The 17226-nt window shown below is 59.6% G+C and carries 14 protein-coding genes; 3 read left to right on the forward strand and 11 right to left on the reverse strand.

Features of this window, described 5'->3' with window-relative positions; translation table 11 throughout:
- Window positions 1–92: 92 nt before the first annotated feature.
- From pstB to ACGHEN_RS07315, 6 genes are all read right to left on the reverse strand, one after another.
- On the reverse strand, window positions 93–965 hold the full coding sequence (gene pstB, locus ACGHEN_RS07290) for a phosphate ABC transporter ATP-binding protein PstB (protein WP_390398492.1): 873 nt from the start codon (window positions 963–965) through the stop codon (window positions 93–95).
- A complete protein-coding gene (gene pstA / locus ACGHEN_RS07295; RefSeq protein WP_390398494.1) occupies window positions 962–1888 on the reverse strand; it encodes a phosphate ABC transporter permease PstA in 927 nt (308 codons plus the stop codon). Before pstA ends, pstB begins: the two co-directional genes overlap by 4 nt.
- A complete protein-coding gene (pstC, locus tag ACGHEN_RS07300) occupies window positions 1881–2789 on the reverse strand; it encodes a phosphate ABC transporter permease subunit PstC (RefSeq protein ID WP_390398495.1) in 909 nt (302 codons plus the stop codon). The genes pstA and pstC overlap by 8 nt, the downstream gene beginning before the upstream one ends.
- Before the next feature lie 25 nt (window positions 2790–2814).
- The gene (locus ACGHEN_RS07305; protein ID WP_390398497.1) at window positions 2815–3753 is read right to left on the reverse strand and encodes a phosphate ABC transporter substrate-binding protein; all 939 of its coding nucleotides are present in this window, start codon (window positions 3751–3753) and stop codon (window positions 2815–2817) included.
- 293 nt (window positions 3754–4046) lie between these two features.
- Entirely contained in the window at window positions 4047–5483 is a 1437-nt protein-coding gene (locus tag ACGHEN_RS07310) for a M20 family metallopeptidase (protein WP_390398500.1), read from the reverse strand.
- A 54-nt stretch (window positions 5484–5537) separates the two neighbouring features.
- Window positions 5538–6200, reverse strand: coding sequence for an HAD hydrolase-like protein (locus ACGHEN_RS07315; RefSeq protein ID WP_390398502.1), 663 nt, complete (start codon window positions 6198–6200; stop codon window positions 5538–5540).
- Window positions 6201–6356: 156 nt separating this feature from the next.
- Between ACGHEN_RS07315 and ACGHEN_RS07320 the strand changes: the two genes are divergently transcribed.
- Both ACGHEN_RS07320 and ACGHEN_RS07325 read left to right on the forward strand, forming a co-directional pair.
- Entirely contained in the window at window positions 6357–7217 is an 861-nt protein-coding gene (locus tag ACGHEN_RS07320) for a DegV family protein (RefSeq protein WP_052044061.1), read from the forward strand.
- 606 nt (window positions 7218–7823) lie between these two features.
- A complete protein-coding gene (locus ACGHEN_RS07325; protein WP_390398504.1) occupies window positions 7824–10808 on the forward strand; it encodes a DEAD/DEAH box helicase family protein in 2985 nt (994 codons plus the stop codon).
- 64 nt (window positions 10809–10872) lie between these two features.
- On the opposite strand, the gene ACGHEN_RS07330 is transcribed toward ACGHEN_RS07325, so the two are convergent.
- From ACGHEN_RS07330 to ACGHEN_RS07350, 5 genes are all read right to left on the reverse strand, one after another.
- The gene (locus ACGHEN_RS07330; protein ID WP_390398506.1) at window positions 10873–11181 is read right to left on the reverse strand and encodes a type II toxin-antitoxin system YafQ family toxin; all 309 of its coding nucleotides are present in this window, start codon (window positions 11179–11181) and stop codon (window positions 10873–10875) included.
- A gap of 2 nt (window positions 11182–11183) precedes the next feature.
- Window positions 11184–11483: a type II toxin-antitoxin system RelB/DinJ family antitoxin gene (locus tag ACGHEN_RS07335; RefSeq protein ID WP_390398507.1), complete on the reverse strand. Its 300-nt coding sequence runs from the start codon at window positions 11481–11483 to the stop codon at window positions 11184–11186.
- Between the two features lie 113 nt (window positions 11484–11596).
- Window positions 11597–12355 carry a TIGR00730 family Rossman fold protein gene (locus tag ACGHEN_RS07340; protein ID WP_118079593.1) on the reverse strand — a complete coding sequence of 253 codons (759 nt, stop codon included), beginning with the start codon at window positions 12353–12355 and terminating at the stop codon, window positions 11597–11599.
- 232 nt (window positions 12356–12587) lie between these two features.
- Complete coding sequence (gene tgt, locus ACGHEN_RS07345) at window positions 12588–13727, reverse strand: tRNA guanosine(34) transglycosylase Tgt (protein WP_390398509.1); 1140 nt, start codon at window positions 13725–13727, stop codon at window positions 12588–12590.
- Window positions 13728–14170: 443 nt separating this feature from the next.
- A complete protein-coding gene (locus ACGHEN_RS07350) occupies window positions 14171–14971 on the reverse strand; it encodes an SDR family NAD(P)-dependent oxidoreductase (protein ID WP_390398511.1) in 801 nt (266 codons plus the stop codon).
- Between the two features lie 295 nt (window positions 14972–15266).
- On the opposite strand from ACGHEN_RS07350, the gene ACGHEN_RS07355 reads away from it, so the two are divergent.
- Window positions 15267–17030 carry a hypothetical protein gene (locus ACGHEN_RS07355; RefSeq protein WP_390398512.1) on the forward strand — a complete coding sequence of 588 codons (1764 nt, stop codon included), beginning with the start codon at window positions 15267–15269 and terminating at the stop codon, window positions 17028–17030.
- Window positions 17031–17226 lie beyond the last annotated feature (196 nt).

Genomic DNA, 17226 nt, shown 5'->3' on the forward strand with positions numbered 1-17226 from the left:
AAAAGGCGGGCCATCTCACGCAAGAGATGACCCGCCTCTCCAATCAGTCCCGCGGCAACCGTGGCCGCCGCGGGCCTCAAGCATGTCCCGGACTAGGAGAACATGCCAGTGAGGTAATCATTCAGCCGCTTGTCCTTGGGCCGTTGGAAAATCTCGTCGGTCTCGTCGTACTCGACCATATCGCCCATGTAGAAGAACGCCGTGCGGTTGGACACGCGCGACGCCTGCTCCATGTTGTGCGTCACGATGACGATGGCGCGGTCGGCAACAATCGATGACATGAGGTCCTCGATCGCCAGCGTCGAGATGGGGTCGAGCGCCGAGCAGGGCTCGTCGAACAGGATCACGTCGGGGTTGAGCGCCAGCGTGCGCGCGATGCACAGACGCTGCTGCTGACCGCCCGAAAGAGCGTAGGCGCTCTTGTCGAGCTTGTCCTTGACCTCGTCCCACAGCGCCGCGCCACGCAGACTCTCCTCGACCATGCGGTCGAGCTCGTCACGGTCGGTGATGCCGTGGCGCTTGGGCGCAAACGTGATGTTGTCGCGAATAGACTTGCGGAAAGGGTTGGGCTGCTGAAACACCATGCCAATGGACCGACGCAGCTCGTAGGTGTTCTCGGCCTTGATGTTCACGTTGCGCCCGCGGTAGTTGATCTCGCCCTCCACGCGGCAGCCGCGGATCTCGCGATTCATAAGGTTGAGGCTACGCAAGAAGGTCGACTTGCCGCAGCCCGAAGGCCCAATGAGCGCCGTGATCTCGCCCTTGTGAAAGTCGAGCGACGTATTGTGCAGCGCATGGTGATCGCCATAGTACACGTTGACGTCCTTGGTGGAGAGCACGACCTCGTCGCTCACGGCCTTGCCGCTCACGCGCACGCGCTTCTCGCTCTCCCCCACGCTCGACAGGAAGTCCTGGGTCTCGGACGTGGCCGCTTCGGTTGCGGGCGTTGCATTTATCTCGCTCATTCGGCCGTCATCTTCCTTGCCAATTGCTTGCCCACGATACGGGCGACTACGTTAAACAGCAGCACGCAGATCATCAGCAGCGCCGCGGTGCCCCAGACGATCTGCTGGGCCTCGGGGCTACCCTCGCCATAGATCTTGTAGATGTGCACGGCGAGCGACTCACCGGGGCGGAACACGTTCCAGGCGCAGGTGGGGCTCGACAGGTTAAAGCTCAAGAAGTTCAGACGCACCGGCGAGCTCATGCCTGAGGTAAAGAGCAGTGCCGCGGCCTCGCCAAACACGCGGCCGGCCGAAAGCACGATGCCGGTCACGATGGCGGGCATGGCCTCGGGAATCAAGATGTGCAGCGTGGCCTCCCAGCGGGTAAGGCCCATGGCCAGACACGCATCGCGCTGGGCCTGCGGCACGTCCTCGAGCGCCTGTTGGATCACGCGCACCAGGATGGGAATGTTGAACATGGTGAGCGCGACGGCGCCGGAGATGATGGAGTACTTCCAGCCCAGCTGCACCGAGAACACCAGGAAACCGAACATGCCGACAACGATGGAGGGCAGCGAGGACAGCGTCTCGATGGCAGTGGAGGCGATGTCGCGGATGGGCCCATTCGGCGCGTACTCAACCAGAAAGACCGCGCCGCCCAGACTAATGGGCACCGAGATGATCAGGGTGATCAGCAGCAGATAGAACGAGTCGAACAGCTGATAGAGCACGCCGCCCTGGGTTCCGTTGGCGCGCGACGGCTGCGTGAGAAAGCCCGGCTGGAACAGCGTCGAGACCCCCTCGAACAGGATATAGGCCACCATAGAGATGACGATGAGCATGACAATGGCGGCGATTGCCGTCAGCACGCCCGTGGCGATGCGGTCCTGCTTTTGGACGCGCCCGAGTCTCGCCTCGTCGATATGGATGCGCGTGCTAGCCACGAGCCTTCGCCCCCCTGCGGCCGATAAGGTGGATGATCAGGATGAAGATGAGGCTCATGCCCATCAGCAGCAGACCGAGCGCCCACAGAACATCGTCCTGGGCCGAGCCCTCGGCATAGACCGCCATAGACGTGGTGAGCGTGGTGGTGATGGTGGACGCCGGCGACAGCAGTGACGTCGGCATGGCCTCGATGCCGCCGATAACCATGCGCACGGCGAGCGTCTCGCCAAAGGCGCGGGTCATGCCAAGGATGACTGCGGTCATGAGCGACGGCATGGCGGATTTGAGCACCACGTGCCAGATGGTCTGCCAGCGGGTGTAGCCCAGCGCGAGCGAGCCCTGACGGTAGCTGTCGGGCACGGCGCGCAGGCCATCGACCGAAAGCGTGGTCATGGTCGGCAGGATCATGACGGCCAGCACGACGGCGCCGGGAAGGATGCCCAGGCCCGTGCTCACGTGGAAAACGCTCTTCATAAGACCGACGACCACGTGAAAGCCGATCAGGCCAAAGACGACCGAGGGAATGCCGGTCAAAAGCTCAATAAGCGGCTGAAAGATCTTGGAGCCAAACTTAGGGCTAATCTCGACCGCAAAGATGGCAGAGCCGATGGCGATGGGCAGCGCGATGAGCGTGGAGAGCATCATGACCGCAAAGGAGGTGACGATCAAGGGCAGGGCGCCGGTGTAGGGCAGGCCGTTTTTAGCCGTGTTGGCCAGGTCCCACTTGGTGCCGGTGAAGAACTCGACGACCGAAACGCCGTCCTTGAGAAAAGCCGAGAGGCCCTTTTGGGCGACCATAAAGATGAGCGCGGCAACGACAAGCGTCACGAGCACTACGCACGCGCCCGTGACGCCCAGGCCCACGTTCTCAAGGTCGCGCTTTGGCAGCTGTTTTGCCATTGCAAACCTTTCCGGGGGCGATTACTTATTTAGCAGAGACCTTGCCGCTGGCGTCCTTGACGACCTTCATGGCAGAGACGGGGATAAAGCCTTGCTCCTCGACGAGCTTGCCCTGGACGTCGTCGGAAAGCATGAACTCCAGGAAGGCCTTGGTGGCGTCGTCGGCGTCCTTTGCGCAGTACATGTGCTCGGTAGCCCAGATCTTAAAGGAGTCGTCGGTGACGTTTGCGCTCTTGGGCTCGACACCCTCGACCTTGATGGCGTTGAACTTGGAGTCATCGAAGTGCGAGAAGTCCAGGTAGGAGATGGCGTTGTCGGTGCTGCCCATCTGAGTCTGAACGTCGCCGGACTTGTCGAGCTCGGCGTCGCCCTTAAAGTCGACGGCCTCGTCGCCAAAGACGGCAGCCTCGAAGGTGGCGCGGGTGCCGGAGCCGGCCTTGCGGTTGAGAACGACGATCTCGGCGTCGTCGCCGCCGACCTCCTTCCAGTTGGTGATCTGGCCGGAGAAGATGCCCTTGAGCTGCTCGAGGGACAGGTCGTCGACCTTCACGTTCTTAGAGACGACGGGACCCATGCCCACGACGGCGACCTCGTGGTCGACGAGGTTCTTGACCTGGTCGGCCTCGAGCTTGGTCTCGGCGAAGACGTCGGAGTTACCGATGGTGACGGTGCCGGCGGCAACAGCGGTCAGACCTTTGCCCGAACCGTTGCCCGAGCCGGAGACGGAGACGTCGGGGTTGGCATCCATGAACTTCTCGGCAGCGGCCTCGACGAGAGCCTGGAACGAGGAGGCACCGTCGTAGGTCACCTCGCCGGAGACGGACTCGGCAGCAGCGGCGCTACCCTTGTCGGCGGCGTCGGATGCGCCTGCGCCGCCGCAGCCAACGAGACCGAGACCGACGATGCTGGCAAGACCACCAGCAAGGCCGAGGAACTGACGACGAGAATAAGCCTGATCGAGCATGATCTTCCTTTCATACATGCAACTCGCGGGCACCCTGCCCGCTTTGCTGTTTGGAAAGATACGGCCTCGATCGGACGACAGCCGCGTTATCTGCGGTCTCTTACGGGCTTTTGATAGACCCTTACCGCAAGCGCGGCCCAGCCTTTACAAACGAATAACAATCCCCACCCAAGCATGGCACGCTTTTTACACCAATAAAAACAAAGTTGCGGTGAAATAGTTCCTGCTTGGCCATCAAATGGCCCATTTTAGGAACTACTCCACCGCAACTTAGATTGGGAAACCGCGTAACCTTAAAGTTCGAGTTCGTTTAGACGAAGGATCGCCACGATATAGATCTTGAGCGCCTGCTTGAGCTGTTCCTCGTTGGCGCACTCGTTGGGGCCGTGCATCTGGCCGCCCCATGCGGGCAGCTCCAGGCCGGTCTCCTCGGGGCCAAACGAGACGGCGCGGGCAAAGTTGCGCGCGTACGTGCCGCCGCCCATGGCAAAGGGCTCGGCATGCTTGCCCGTAAACTCGTTATAGGTATCGATAAGCGCCCTCACGGCCGGGTCGTCGGCCGAAACTGAGAACGGCACCTTGGCACGACCCACGCGATACGTCACGCCAAAGCGGCCCACGAGCGGCTCGAGCTGCTCGCGGATGGTATCGGCGCTCGTGCTGTCGGGGAAACGCACGTCGATGACCTGCTCAATGTGGCCATCCACCACGCGGATGACGCCGGGGTTGCACGTGAGCGGGCCAAACGCCGCGCTCGTCGCATCGATGCCCAAGCCGCGACCATAGGCGTCCGCATGCACAAAGGCCAAGAACTTGACGAACTCGTGCTCCGCAGGCGTGAGCAGGCGCTCGCCGCGGGCACCAAACGTATCCTCGACCTCGCGCAGGTACGTCACGATCAGGCCGACGGCGTTGATCGTCCCCTCGGGCATCGAAGCATGGCCACCAATACCGTGCGCAAAAATCTGGGCATGGCCGTTCTCGAGCGCCGTAATCTCCAGGCGGTCGGCGTTCTCAACAGGCGCCGGCAGCTCATCGGCGGCAATCGCAAGCTCGCAGATAGACTGCGACGGAATGGCGTTGCTCGCTTCGGCGCCGCTCCAGGACACAATGCGCCCGCCGTCGATCTTGGGACTCGCAAACGTCGCCCCAAACTGGCCCTTCTCGGCATTACAAACCGGGAACTCGGCATCGGGCGTAAACAGAAAGTCGGGGTTCGCGTGGTTCTCCAGATAATGGTGAACGTCGGACATGCCCACTTCCTCATCGCATCCCAGCAGCGCGCGGAAGGTATAGCGCGGGGTAATGCCGTGCTTGAGCAGATAGGCGCCGGCGTAGAGCGACAGCACCGCCGGGCCCTTGTCGTCGATTACGCCGCGACCGAGCAGCCAGCCCTCTCGGCGCTCCATCGCAAACGGGTCGGTGTTCCAACCGGGACCGGCGGGAACCACGTCCACGTGGCAGATGGTCGCGAGCTGCTTGTCGCCGCGGCCAGGGATATCGGCAATGCCCACATAGCCCTCGTCGTCGCTCGTCTGGTAGCCGAGCTTCTGCGCAATGCCGAGCGCGCAATCGAACGCATCACGGACCGGGCGGCCAAACGGCGCACCGGGCTCTGCGTCGGCAGCAACGGCTACGGACGGATAACTCACCAGCTGCTCGATATCGGCGACGACATCTTCCCAGACCTCGTCGACATACTCAGCGACGCTCTGCTCCACCTGATTCATGGACGACCTCCTTACCAATGAGGGGCGAGCGTGCCCGCCCCTCACATCACATACTTATATAGCGAAAAGTTTAGCAAGCTCGGCCGCCGAGTGCACCACCGCATCGGCACCCGCGGCCTCGTGCTCCCCCGGCGCCGCCGCGCCCGAATAGATGCCGATACACGGCACACCCATCGCGTGCGCGCCCTCCACATCGTTAAAGCGGTCGCCGATCATCACGGCCTCGTCGGCCGTCGCACCGAGCGCCGCCAGCGCATCGCGAACCGAATCTGCCTTGGTCTCGCGCCCCTGCGGCGGATTCATGCCAACCACGGCTTCGAACTGGCAAAGCCCCAGCTCATGCACCATATCGATGCACTTCGCCTCCATGCGCGACGTCGCCACGGCCATACGCTTGCCCTGGGCGGTCAACCCATCCAGCAGCTCGGGAATCCCATCGAACACGGGGTACTCCTCCGGCCCCAGCTCATCAAAAAAGGCACGGTACTCGTCGGCCACCACAAGCGACTCCTCGCGGGAAAAGCCGTAAAAGTCGTGGAAGCTCTTCCACAGGGGCGGCCCGATCATGCGGCGCAGGTCACCCATCTGCGCCTCAGAAAACCCGCGCGCAGCCAGCGTCTTGCGCGTCGAGGTCATCACCGCCCGGCCCGTATCTGCCACCGTGCCGTCAAAATCGAACAGCACAATCGGCCGTCTGCATATCTCCAGCGCCTCCATCGGCATCCCTCTTCCCCAGTTGGTGATTTCCACACTTACACTTCAAACTGTTGACTATTCAACAAATAAAGCTGGCAATGTGGAACGACTCCACTATACTTGTCGCACTTTGCTCTCAGAAGGCGGCGCGCAAGCGCCCCAACGAAAGGTGCAATTATGTCTTTTGCCATCATAACCGACTCCACGTCGGACATCTCCCCCGCCCGCGCCCAAGAGCTCGGCATTTACGTGATTCCGCTGCATGTAATTATCGAAGGTGAGGACCTGCTCGACCAGGTGCAGATCACCGCCGAGGAGTACGTCGCCCGCATGGCAGGCTCCGAGCAGCTACCGCACACCTCGCAGCCGAGCGCCGGTGAGTTCAAGGCGCTCTTTGATCGCGTGCTCGCCGACGGCCACGACAGCGCCATCTTTATCTCGCTGTGCAGCGAGTGGTCCGCCTGCTATGCCAACGCCAGCCTGACGGCCGAAACGCACGAGCTCGACGTGCGCTGCATCGACTCACGCACCGGCTCGGGCGCCGAGGGCCTGCTGGTGGAGTACGCGCTGGCCATGCGCGAGGACGGCCGCAGCCTGGACGAGACCGAGGCGCAGATCCGCGCGACGCTGCCCGACGCCCACCTGCTGCTGATTCCCCGCACGCTCGAAAACCTCGTTAAGAACGGCCGCGCACCTAAACTCGCCGGCCAGCTCACGCAAATGCTCAACATTCGCCTAGCCGTTTCGCCGGAGTGGAAATCGGGCGAGATCAAGGCCATCAAGAAGGGCCGCGGCGCCAAGCGCATCGTCGCCAACACCATGGCCGACTGCCTCGCGTTTTTGGCTGAACACCCGGGTTCGAGCGTGCGCGTACTCACGACCGGCGCCGCCGAGGAGCACGAGCTCGTCAACCAGGCGCTCGCAGGCCAGAACTACGTAGACGCCGGCACCGGCCCCATCGGCTGCACCATCGCGACCCACGTAGGCGTCGACGCCATCGCCATCAGCTACTGCCCGCGCTACCAGCCAACTCGCTAGGGACGCCCACATCAGTTGCGGTGGAATAGGGACTGTTTTTGGCTTATCAGCCGCAAATCAATCCCCATTCCACCGCAACTTCTTTTGCTGAGCCATCCATATACAAGATATGCTGACGATCGGCGCATTCCCAGCTGTTTGGGGGAGCTTCGACTAGCCCCTAGCGGTACCCGGTGGGCAAAAAATGGCAAATATGAGTACTGTCATAAATTTAGTAACAGCAAAATGTCGCTGAAATTGCCCGCTTCCACCGATTTCAAGCTCCATAAAGCCCCGAATCGTCGTGTTTAGAGGGGTGAATATACTAAAACTCAGTCAATTGGTCTTAGATACTTCTCAAATGATATGAGACTAACCGAGCAACAGTACTCATATTTGCCATTTTTTGCCCACCGGGTCTGAATGAGGTCCGCTCTTTACGCCTCCGGCTACCTATATGACCGCAAACCCTGATTATCAAGGGCCGTCGCGCGCCTTGGCATCGTCCGAAAGCCGCTCGCAGAATAATCCCTTGCCATTAGCAAACTTGAATCGAAATTACATATCCCAAAAAGCCGTAATGCCGTACCCTCGTCTCAACAACTCCAATACAAGGACGGCATTCAAATGGGCAACGCCATGCATCAATACGCCCTCTTTGGGACCGCACAATTTAAATACGATCAGACGATCACACATATATCGGACCAACACCGACAAATCGTCATTTGCAACAACGGTTCAGACGTACGCTACGCAACGCTAGAAGAGTGGGAAGAAGCTGGCGCTTTGTTCGATGAACGAGCGCAAATCGAGGGCATCGTCACCAGCGCGAGCCCAGCACGCGATAAACTCGAGCTCTTTCGCAGTCTCTTTACCGGGCGCAAAGATGTTTACGCTCATGGATATCGCAGAAAGGACGGGGGCATTGGCTATACGCCTGCTTGTGCTAATGAGTGGGAGCCAGGAATTTGCCCCAAAGCAGCCCATCAAAGAGTTAAATGCGTAGAATGCAGCAATCGCGTCTTCCCGGAATTAAGCGATGCCGCAATCATTGCTCACTTTAAAGGCAACGATGACCGGTTCCGCGATGTCCTCGGGCAATATGTTCTCGATAGGAACTGCAACACGAAAGTTCTCGTCATCGATTTTGACAAAGCGGACTGGAAAGAGGCAACAAATGCCGTACGGCTTGTTGCAATACGACGGGGCATTAACGCCGCCGTTGAGCGCTCAAGGTCCGGCAACGGCGCCCACATCTGGTTTTTCTTCCTCGAGCCAATCAGCGCAAAGGCTGCCCGAGAGTTTGGAAGTTGCCTCATAACCGAAGCTGCGGCGCATAATAAGACAATCACGTTCGAGGCCTTTGATCGAATGCTACCCGCTCAGGCCACTATTCCCGATGGAGGCTTCGGAAACCTCATCGCACTCCCCTTTCAAGGCAAGGCGCAACGTGAAGGAAACAGTGTATTTGTAGACGAACAATTCAAGCCCTTTCCCGACCAATGGCTCTATCTATCACAAGTCCAGCTGATTCCGCGCTCGACGGTGCAAGATCTGATTGAGGCCCCTGGAAACAACCCGCACGGACCAGCAACAACTACGGTGGCAAACAAGGGCAAACGGTATGCCCAAAGACCACGAAAGCGACTACCACTCACATCGCGGGACTTTCCCTCATCGCTGCCCGTTATTCAAGCCGATATGCTGTACATCCCCGAGAAGTCTCTGAGTCCAGCAGCTCAAATGGAAATCCGCGGACTTGCGACATTTGCCAATCCGGCATTCTATCGCGCGCAGTCCATGCATCAATCAGTATTCGGCAAACCGCGACTCATAGACCTTAGCGAACTGAGAGATGGTCATGTTGCAATTCCCCGGGGCTGCAAAACTCAACTTGAGCAGCTAGTTCAAGAGACCGGCGTTACCGCCCACTATTCAGACGAGCGCAAATCGGGTAATCCGATTGTTATGGCATTTAAAGGAGTCCTTCGCCCTGAGCAGCAAATCGCCGCTGATCAGATGCTCATATACGAAGACGGAATCATGTCCGCGCCGACAGGCTTCGGTAAAACAGTCATCGGAGCTTATCTTATTGCATCCATTGGTCTTCCAACGCTCGTCATCGTTCCCAAAACCGCACTCATAACCCAATGGAAATCCCAGCTCGAGCGATTTATCGACATTACGGACAACAGGGAGCCCGTCCGAACCCCAAAAGGACGAATCAGCAAAAGGCAGCCTCCGGTCATCGGACAAATAGGAGGAGGCAAAATGGCCGTAAGCGGCCTCGTCGACATCGCTTCATTCCAGTCGTTATCTGGCAAAGACCGCCAAACCGGAGAGCCGATAGTTAAGGGCCTTGTTCGTAATTACGGCCTCATTATCTGCGACGAATGCCACCATGCCGCCGCACCACAGCTCGAGCTTATTCTCAAGTCCGCCCCGGCCAAATACGTATACGGCCTTTCTGCGACGCCCGAACGATCCGACGGCCTTACGCGGGCGCTCTCCATGCTCTGCGGCCCGCTCCGTTATGTTATCGATCCAAAAGCGCAAGCGATTCAGCAGGGCATCCAGCGCATCGTACGGCCTCGTTTTACTGGAATTCGACTACCCGCCTACGAGCCAGGTGCAAACTTCAATCAGATTCTCGACCTGCTGTGCACGCATGCAGCTAGAAACGAATTGATTGTCAACGACGCTATTGAAGCTGCGTCAAACGGCCGGCATCCGCTCGTGCTGACTAAAAGGAAAAAGCATGCCGAGGAGCTGTTCGGGATGCTCAAAAACCAAGGACACGAACCCGTTCTCCTGACCGGGGAAATCGACGCCAAAGAAAGAAAAACGATACTGAGCAGTCTTCCCCGCTTCGAGCATGAACATCGAATCATCGTCGCCACCGAAAGCCTTTTGGGCGAGGGCTTCGATCTGTCCTACCTTGACACTCTACTCATTGCCACGCCGATATCGTGGGACGGCAGCATCACGCAGCAGGCAGGCAGGCTCCATAGAAGCCACGAGGGCAAGCGACGGGTTGAGATATTCGACTACGTTGATTTATCTATACCCATGCTCGCCCGCATGTACCAGAAGAGACTCAAGACCTACGCCAAGCTCGGGTACGAAGTCTACGTGACCGGAGGCAGCGAGCAGTCCGATCAAAACATTCTCATAGAACCGGCTAATGCCGTAGAGACTCTGGTTGAAGACATCGTTGGCGCCGCTAAGAGCATCTTCATTGCCGCGCCCTACGCATCCGCCGCCTGCCTCGCAAAGCTCGGCGATGCAATCAAAGGTGCCACTGCCCGAGGGATTGCTCTTGAGTTTTTCATTGCCTCGACTCCGCGCGAAGATGCAAGCGAGACTTTGGCAAAAATGAACGTCGAGCATGCCATTAGAGCAGAAGGACGTTTGTGTGCAGCGATAATTGACGAAGAAACTATCTGGTACGGAACGATCCCGCTACTAGCTTTCCCCAAGAAAGAAGACTGCAGCATCAGGTTCAAAAACAGCGAGATCGCAGCGGAGCTCTTAGACGAAATCAACCACAAGGGAAAGCCAGATGCCACGTCAACAGGCAGGACATCCCCACCACTTGCGGTGGAATAGGGACTGTTTTTGGCTTATCAGCCGCAAATCAATCCCTATTCCACCGCAAATTATGAGCGGGCAATCAGCCCTGCGGGCCCTGGAACAGTTCCTCATGCGAGCCCATTCTGACCAGCCGGATCACAGGATTAGTCTTATGCGGCAAGTACAGAACGACCACATCGACCAAGCCATCGGATAGATGGAAATCGATGTGGCCGTTGTAATTGCCGCCCGGGTTTGAAAGCTCATGGGCGCCATATTCCGCGGGAAGCGAGCCGCGAGCTGCAAGTTCTGCGACTGCTGCCTTAAACTCGGTTTTTAGCTGCGGATGGATGCGCATCGTCCGTTTGTAATCCGCCTTAAACTGAGTCTCGACTTTAATCTCAAACATCGCTAGCCCTCATCGAGGAACGATATAAGCTCATCAGCGTTATTGAATGACGGGCTATCGTCCGGCAAAATCCCCAACTCATGAGCCTCGGCAATCACCATGGCGCGCCTCGTCGCCTCGTTGGGAACTTCGGGCCGACCCACGATCTCAAAAGGAATCTTTCGCTGATTTACCAGCTGCCGAACAGCAAGGTTGAGATACGAATTGAGACTCAGGCCAACTGTATCCAAGAACTCAGTCGCCTGTTCCTTGAGCCCCTCTTCGATGCGAACCGTCGTAGGCTTAACCGTTGCAGTAGACATACGCGACCTCCTCGCTCTCGTCTTTTGCATCAGTATACCCAGTTTAGAAGGCAGACTGATGTTAAATAGCATCAGTCTGCCTTCTCATCACTACAACGACAGATGCGCTCGCCCTACATCAGCCCGCTCAGGGCGATATCGACGGCCTCGTTGAGGTCGTCGGTAATGTGCACCAACTCCGGATCGAGCGGACTGATCATACCGGCGTCCATCACCGGGCCGTTGAGCCAGTCGAACAGGCCCTGCCAGTACTCGGTGCCCACCAGCACGAGCGGCATGCGCTTGACCTTGTGCGTCTGCACCAGCGTGAGCACCTCGAACATCTCGTCGAGCGTGCCAAAGCCGCCGGGAAACACGATGGCGCCCGAGCTGTATTTGACGAACATGGTCTTGCGCACAAAGAAGTAACGGAAGTCCATGCCAAGGTTCACGTATTTGTTGAGCCCATGTTCGTGCGGAAGCTCGATACCCAAGCCGACCGACTTGCCGTTCACGCTCGCCGCTCCCCTGTTGGCCGCCTCCATGACGCCGGGGCCACCGCCGGTGATAACCGCCACGCCGCGCTGGGCGATTTTGCGACCGACCGTGCGAGCCGCCTTGTAGAGCGGATCTGTCTTGGGCGTGCGGGCACTGCCGAAGATGGTCACCGCAGGACCAAGCTCGGCAAGCGCGCCAAAGCCATCGACGAACTCTGCCTGAATGCGCAGCACGCGCCAGGGGTCGGTGTGCAACCAGTCGGTCGAGTCCTCGGGTGCCAGCAGGTTGGCGTAGGTGTTGTCCTTGGGAATCATGGGGCCGCGCATGACCACGGGACCGCGCCGGTACGTCTCGTCGTAAGCCGGCTCGCCCTCGACGTTCTCATTCTTAATCATGGGCACTCCTATCGAAAATAGAAACGGGCGGGGTCGACGCCATGCGTCAAACACCCGCCCGAACATCAACTATTCGATATGGTACCCACGATGCATCACGTGCTTGCAAAGCATCGGTCAGCGGTCGCGCAACCGATGCCAGCGCATGCGATGCCCGGCGCCGGCTGCGTGCGGTCGATTGGCACGCGGCCTCGACACCGCGTGAGCGCCCCCGCAAGCGCGCCCGCGGCTCTTAGTAATCCACCGCCGCAGGACTGTTCATCCAGTCGCTCACAAACGCGCCGTAACGGCCCTCGATAATGGCCTGGCGGGCACGCTGCATAAGGTTGAGCAGGTAGTAGATGTTGTGTATCGACAGCAGAATGCCACCGAGCATCTCCTTCTGCGTGACCATGTGGCGAATGAGCGCGCGGCTGTAACCGCCCGTGCACACAGGGCAGGTGCAAGTGGGATCGATGGGACCGTCGTCGTGCGCAAAGCGCGCGTTGCGGAAGTTAAGGCGACCTTCACTGGAGAACGCCGTACCCATGCGGCCGGTGCGCGTCGGCAGCACGCAGTCGAACATGTCGATGCCCACGCCAACGCCGCGCACGAGCGTGGTAGGGTTGCCGACGCCCATGAGGTAGCGCGGCTTGTGCTTAGGCATGTACTCGGAAACCAGCGGCGCCAGAGTCTCGAACATGGTCTCGTGGTCCTCGCCCACCGAGTAGCCGCCGATGCCGTAGCCGGGGAAGTCGCCGCACTCCTCCAGGTGGCGCAGCGATCGAAGGCGCAGGTCCAGATGCATGCCGCCCTGGACGATGCCAAAGAGTGCCTGGTCATCGCGGGTGTGAGCCTTGTAGCAGCGCTCGGCCCACATGCTTGACAGCTCCACGGCGCGCTCGACGTAGGCGCGCGTGGCAGGATAGCCGGGGCACTGATCGAGCTGCATGCAGATGTCGGAGCCGAGCTTCATGGCGATTTCCATGTTGTCCTCGGGCGTCCAGAACACGTGGCGGCCGTCGTAGTCGTTGACGATAAAGCGCACGCCCTCGTCAGTGAGCTTGACGGCGTCGTTGTGGCTGAAGACCTGGAAACCGCCCGAATCGGTGAGGATGGGGCCGTGCCAGTTCATAAACTTGTGTAGGCCGCCCAGCTCGGCGATGGTGTCCTCGCCGGGACGCATGGACAGGTGGTAGGTATTGGCAAGCACGATCTGGGCGCCGAGCTGCTTGACGGTCTCGGTAGGAATACCCTTGACGTTTGCCTTGGTGCCCACGGGCATAAAGATCGGCGTCTCGATGTCGCCGTGCGGGGTGTGCAGCACGCCGGCGCGCGCGTGCGTCGTCGGGTCCTCGGCGATCAGGTCGAATTTAAAAAGGCTCTGGTCCATAAACTGGAACTCCTTGGTTGCGGTTCATACGCAAACCATTATACGGGCAACCCGCAACCCGCACCGACTCGACAGAAACTGACGCATTAAACAACTAGTCGTTGGGGACGTTCTTAAACGACTAGCCGTCGGGGACAGTCTTCAACGCCATCTTGCAAAGGAGTGTCCCAATCTGCCGGCACTCAGGGACTGTCCCCAAGTGCCGGCAAGAGTGTCCCCTTCGACTAGTCATTTAAGAACGTCCCCAACGACTACTTTTCGTCAGCAACGCAAACGCCGATGCCCTGGCAACGCCAGCGAGCGGTCGCCAGAGCGAACAAGTTGGCATGAAAAGAGGGCGGCATAGACCTTCTGGTCATGCCGCCCTCTTTGAATGACAAATTGTCGCTCTGGTGACCGCGCAGCGTCGGCCCGTTACGGCGTTTGGTAAAACGCCGTAACCCCTAAGGCCGCTGGCCCATACCACCCTCGAGGGTGACGGTCTCGCCGTTCATGTACTTAAAGTCGGGGCCGCAAAGCTGAACGACCACGCGGCCGATCTCCTTCTCGACATCGCCGTAATGGCCCGCCGGCGGCATGTGGACGTTGGCCTTGAACGCCTCGGGGTAAGCATCCTGGAAGTTCTCGAGCGCAGCAGTCCAGGCAAGCGGGCACACGATGTTGACGTTGATGCCGTCCTTGCCCCACTCGTTGGCGGCGACGCGGGTCAGGCCGCGGATGCCCTCTTTGGCGGCAGCATAGCTGCACTGACCATAGTTACCAAACAGGCCGGCGCCCGAAGCAAAGTTGACCACAGAGCCCTTGGTCTCCTTCAGGTGCGGATAGGCCTTCTGCATGTACAGGTAGGTGGCGTACAGGCCAGAGTAAATGGCCAGATTAAACTGGTCCATGGTGTGGTCGGCGATGGTCACACCCGAGGCACTGGCCTGAGCGTTGTTGACGACGGCGTCGATGCGACCGAACTCCTCAATCGCCTTGTCGATAACGTTCTGGACGACGGCCTCGTTATCCTGACCAGCCGAGACATCGGCCTGAACAGGCAGAACCTTGATGCCGTACTCGGCCTCGAGGGACTCCTTGGCAGCCTCGAGCTTGGCAACGTTGCGGCCGGTAATAACGAGGTTTGCGCCCTCCTTGGCAAAAGCGATATCGATGCCGTAACCGATGGAGCCAGCGGAGCCGTCCTTGAGCGTGGCCTTGCCGCCGCCGGTGACGATCACGGTCTTACCAGTGAAAAGTCCCATACAAAGTCCTTTCAAAATCGCGACGGGCACGCCCGCCGACTGCGCGTATCCAACTTCACGCGCCAAAAGCTGAAATGCAACTTTAACGGGTTCAAGTGAAAAATAAAGACCGCAGCAGGCGAACGGCGCAACGTCATTCGGCGAAGGGAATGTCAAGCGTAAACTGAATTTAGAGGACGAATTTTTGCTATCCAAGCGAGTCATCGAACACGTTTTGAAACTTTGCTGCGGGGCGCGGGATGTCGGCGCGAGACTTTATCATAGGGTGACAAACAACGATGAGGAGCACATGCCTATGACGGACGAGCTGGACCCCCAGACTCAACAGCATATTGATGATTCAGCAGACGTCGCCGCAGATACTGACGCTGCGACCTGCAATGATACCGACGTCGACGACGCCACTCTGGATAACGGCGCTGCGACGGAAATCCCTGCGGCAGAAGTTGCCGGCGAGCAAAACGACGATTCGGACGCTCAGGACAACGCCCCCGAAAAGGAAGCCGCCCCGCAAGCAGAAGGCCCCATCGAGGTGTCTTCGGAAGAAGAGCTCGATGCCGTCATGGACTCCATGATGGATGCCGTCAAAGCGATGAAAGACGCCGTGGCCGACGCCGATGTTGACGCCGAAGAAGAGGAGGCCGCCGAGGCCGCCTCGACCTTCGTGCCCGGCGAGACCCCCGTTGCCGACCAAGGCAGCACCCTGCCCTCGTTCCTGCAGCTTGAGCACCCCACCATTGGTGCCGATGCAGTCGACCCGCACGCTGCCGGCTTTTCCGTAGTCGAGGGCGGCACCGGCAGCATCACCACGTCACAGGCGCCCGATGCGGGCACGGCAAACGCCGGTCACCCGACCGCCCTGCACGCCCCAGCAGCCAGCCGCGATCTGGGAGGCGCCGTCTCAAACACCGCCAGCGCCGTGGGCGCCTTTATCGCCCAGGGTGCCTCGGCCATGCGCGAGATGAACGCCGCAAAGAAGGCACTCGCGGACGCCCGCGCTCACCTGGCCGAACTTGAGCAGCGCATCGCCGATCAAGGCGAGGAGCTCGAGACACGCCAAGACATCGCAGGCCGCTACGACCAAATCGTCACCGAGCAGCGCCAGACTATCGACACGGCACAAAAGGCCGCCGCGGCGGCAGAAATCGGCCGCGATACCCATGCTGCCAAGGCAACAGAACTCAAGGCGCAGCTCGAACAAATGAAGGAAGAGGACGACGCCACCGAGCGGCGTCTCAAAGCCGCACTCGACGCGGTGGAGGCGCGCGAAGCCAGCTCGCGCGAGACCGGTAACCGCCTCGTTCGCCGCCTCGAGGATTCCAAGCGCATCCGCGACAAGGTGCAGGCCGAGCGCGACGCCGGCGTTGCCGCAGTACAGCAAACCGTCGACGCCACGCGTGCTCAACTCGAAACGCTGCGCCACGAGTATGCCGAGCTGCAGCGCAATCCTTCGGCGAATCCCGCCAATTACACGGTGCGCACCAGCGAGCTTTCGATGCAGATCTCCGACACGGCCGATGCCCTGCGCAAAGCCGAGGAAGATGTCCCGAACATCACCGCCGATCTTGAGCACTCGCTCGCGGCCGCCGAGCACGCCGTCGAGCAGGCGCAAGCCCCCATCGCCGACGCCAAGCGAGCCCATCAGGCCGTGACGGCCGAGGCCGATGCCACTCGCGACGAGCTGCAGACCGCAAAAGCCGCCGCCGCAACGCGCCAGCGCGAGCTGCGCGAGAAAATCGCCGCCGAGGACAAGGCACGTCGAGAGCAAGAGCAGGCTATTGCCAATGCCCAGGCGGATGTAGCGCATGCGCAGTCGATCATCGAGCAGGCGACCGAGGTGCACGACCATCCCGAGATTACCGAATCGCTCGCAGGCTCCTTGGCCCGCGATAAGGCCGAGCACGCCGAAACCGAGCGCGAAGTGGCTCAACTCGAAGCCGCCGAGGACGACGTGCGCGAGCGTACCCGCGACTCACGCATCAAATTCACCGGAGCCATCGTCTGCATTGTCGCCGTGATTCTGGTGATCGTCCTCATCTGGCTGTTCGCGAGCAAGTAAACTAGCTGCCAAAAAACGCTCAACGCAGTTGCGGTGAGATAGTTCCTGTTTAGCCATCAAAAAGGCCAATTCAAGAACCATCTCACCGCAACTTATTAGATTGGCGCAAGGCAACCTATCCCTCTTGTACCAATCTCTTGACATAAGGAACGTCCCCAGGTGCCGGCACAAAAGGAACGTCCCCAAGTGCCACATT

Source organism: Collinsella sp. i06-0019-1H4 (assembly GCF_042849575.1).
GTDB lineage: Bacteria > Actinomycetota > Coriobacteriia > Coriobacteriales > Coriobacteriaceae > Collinsella.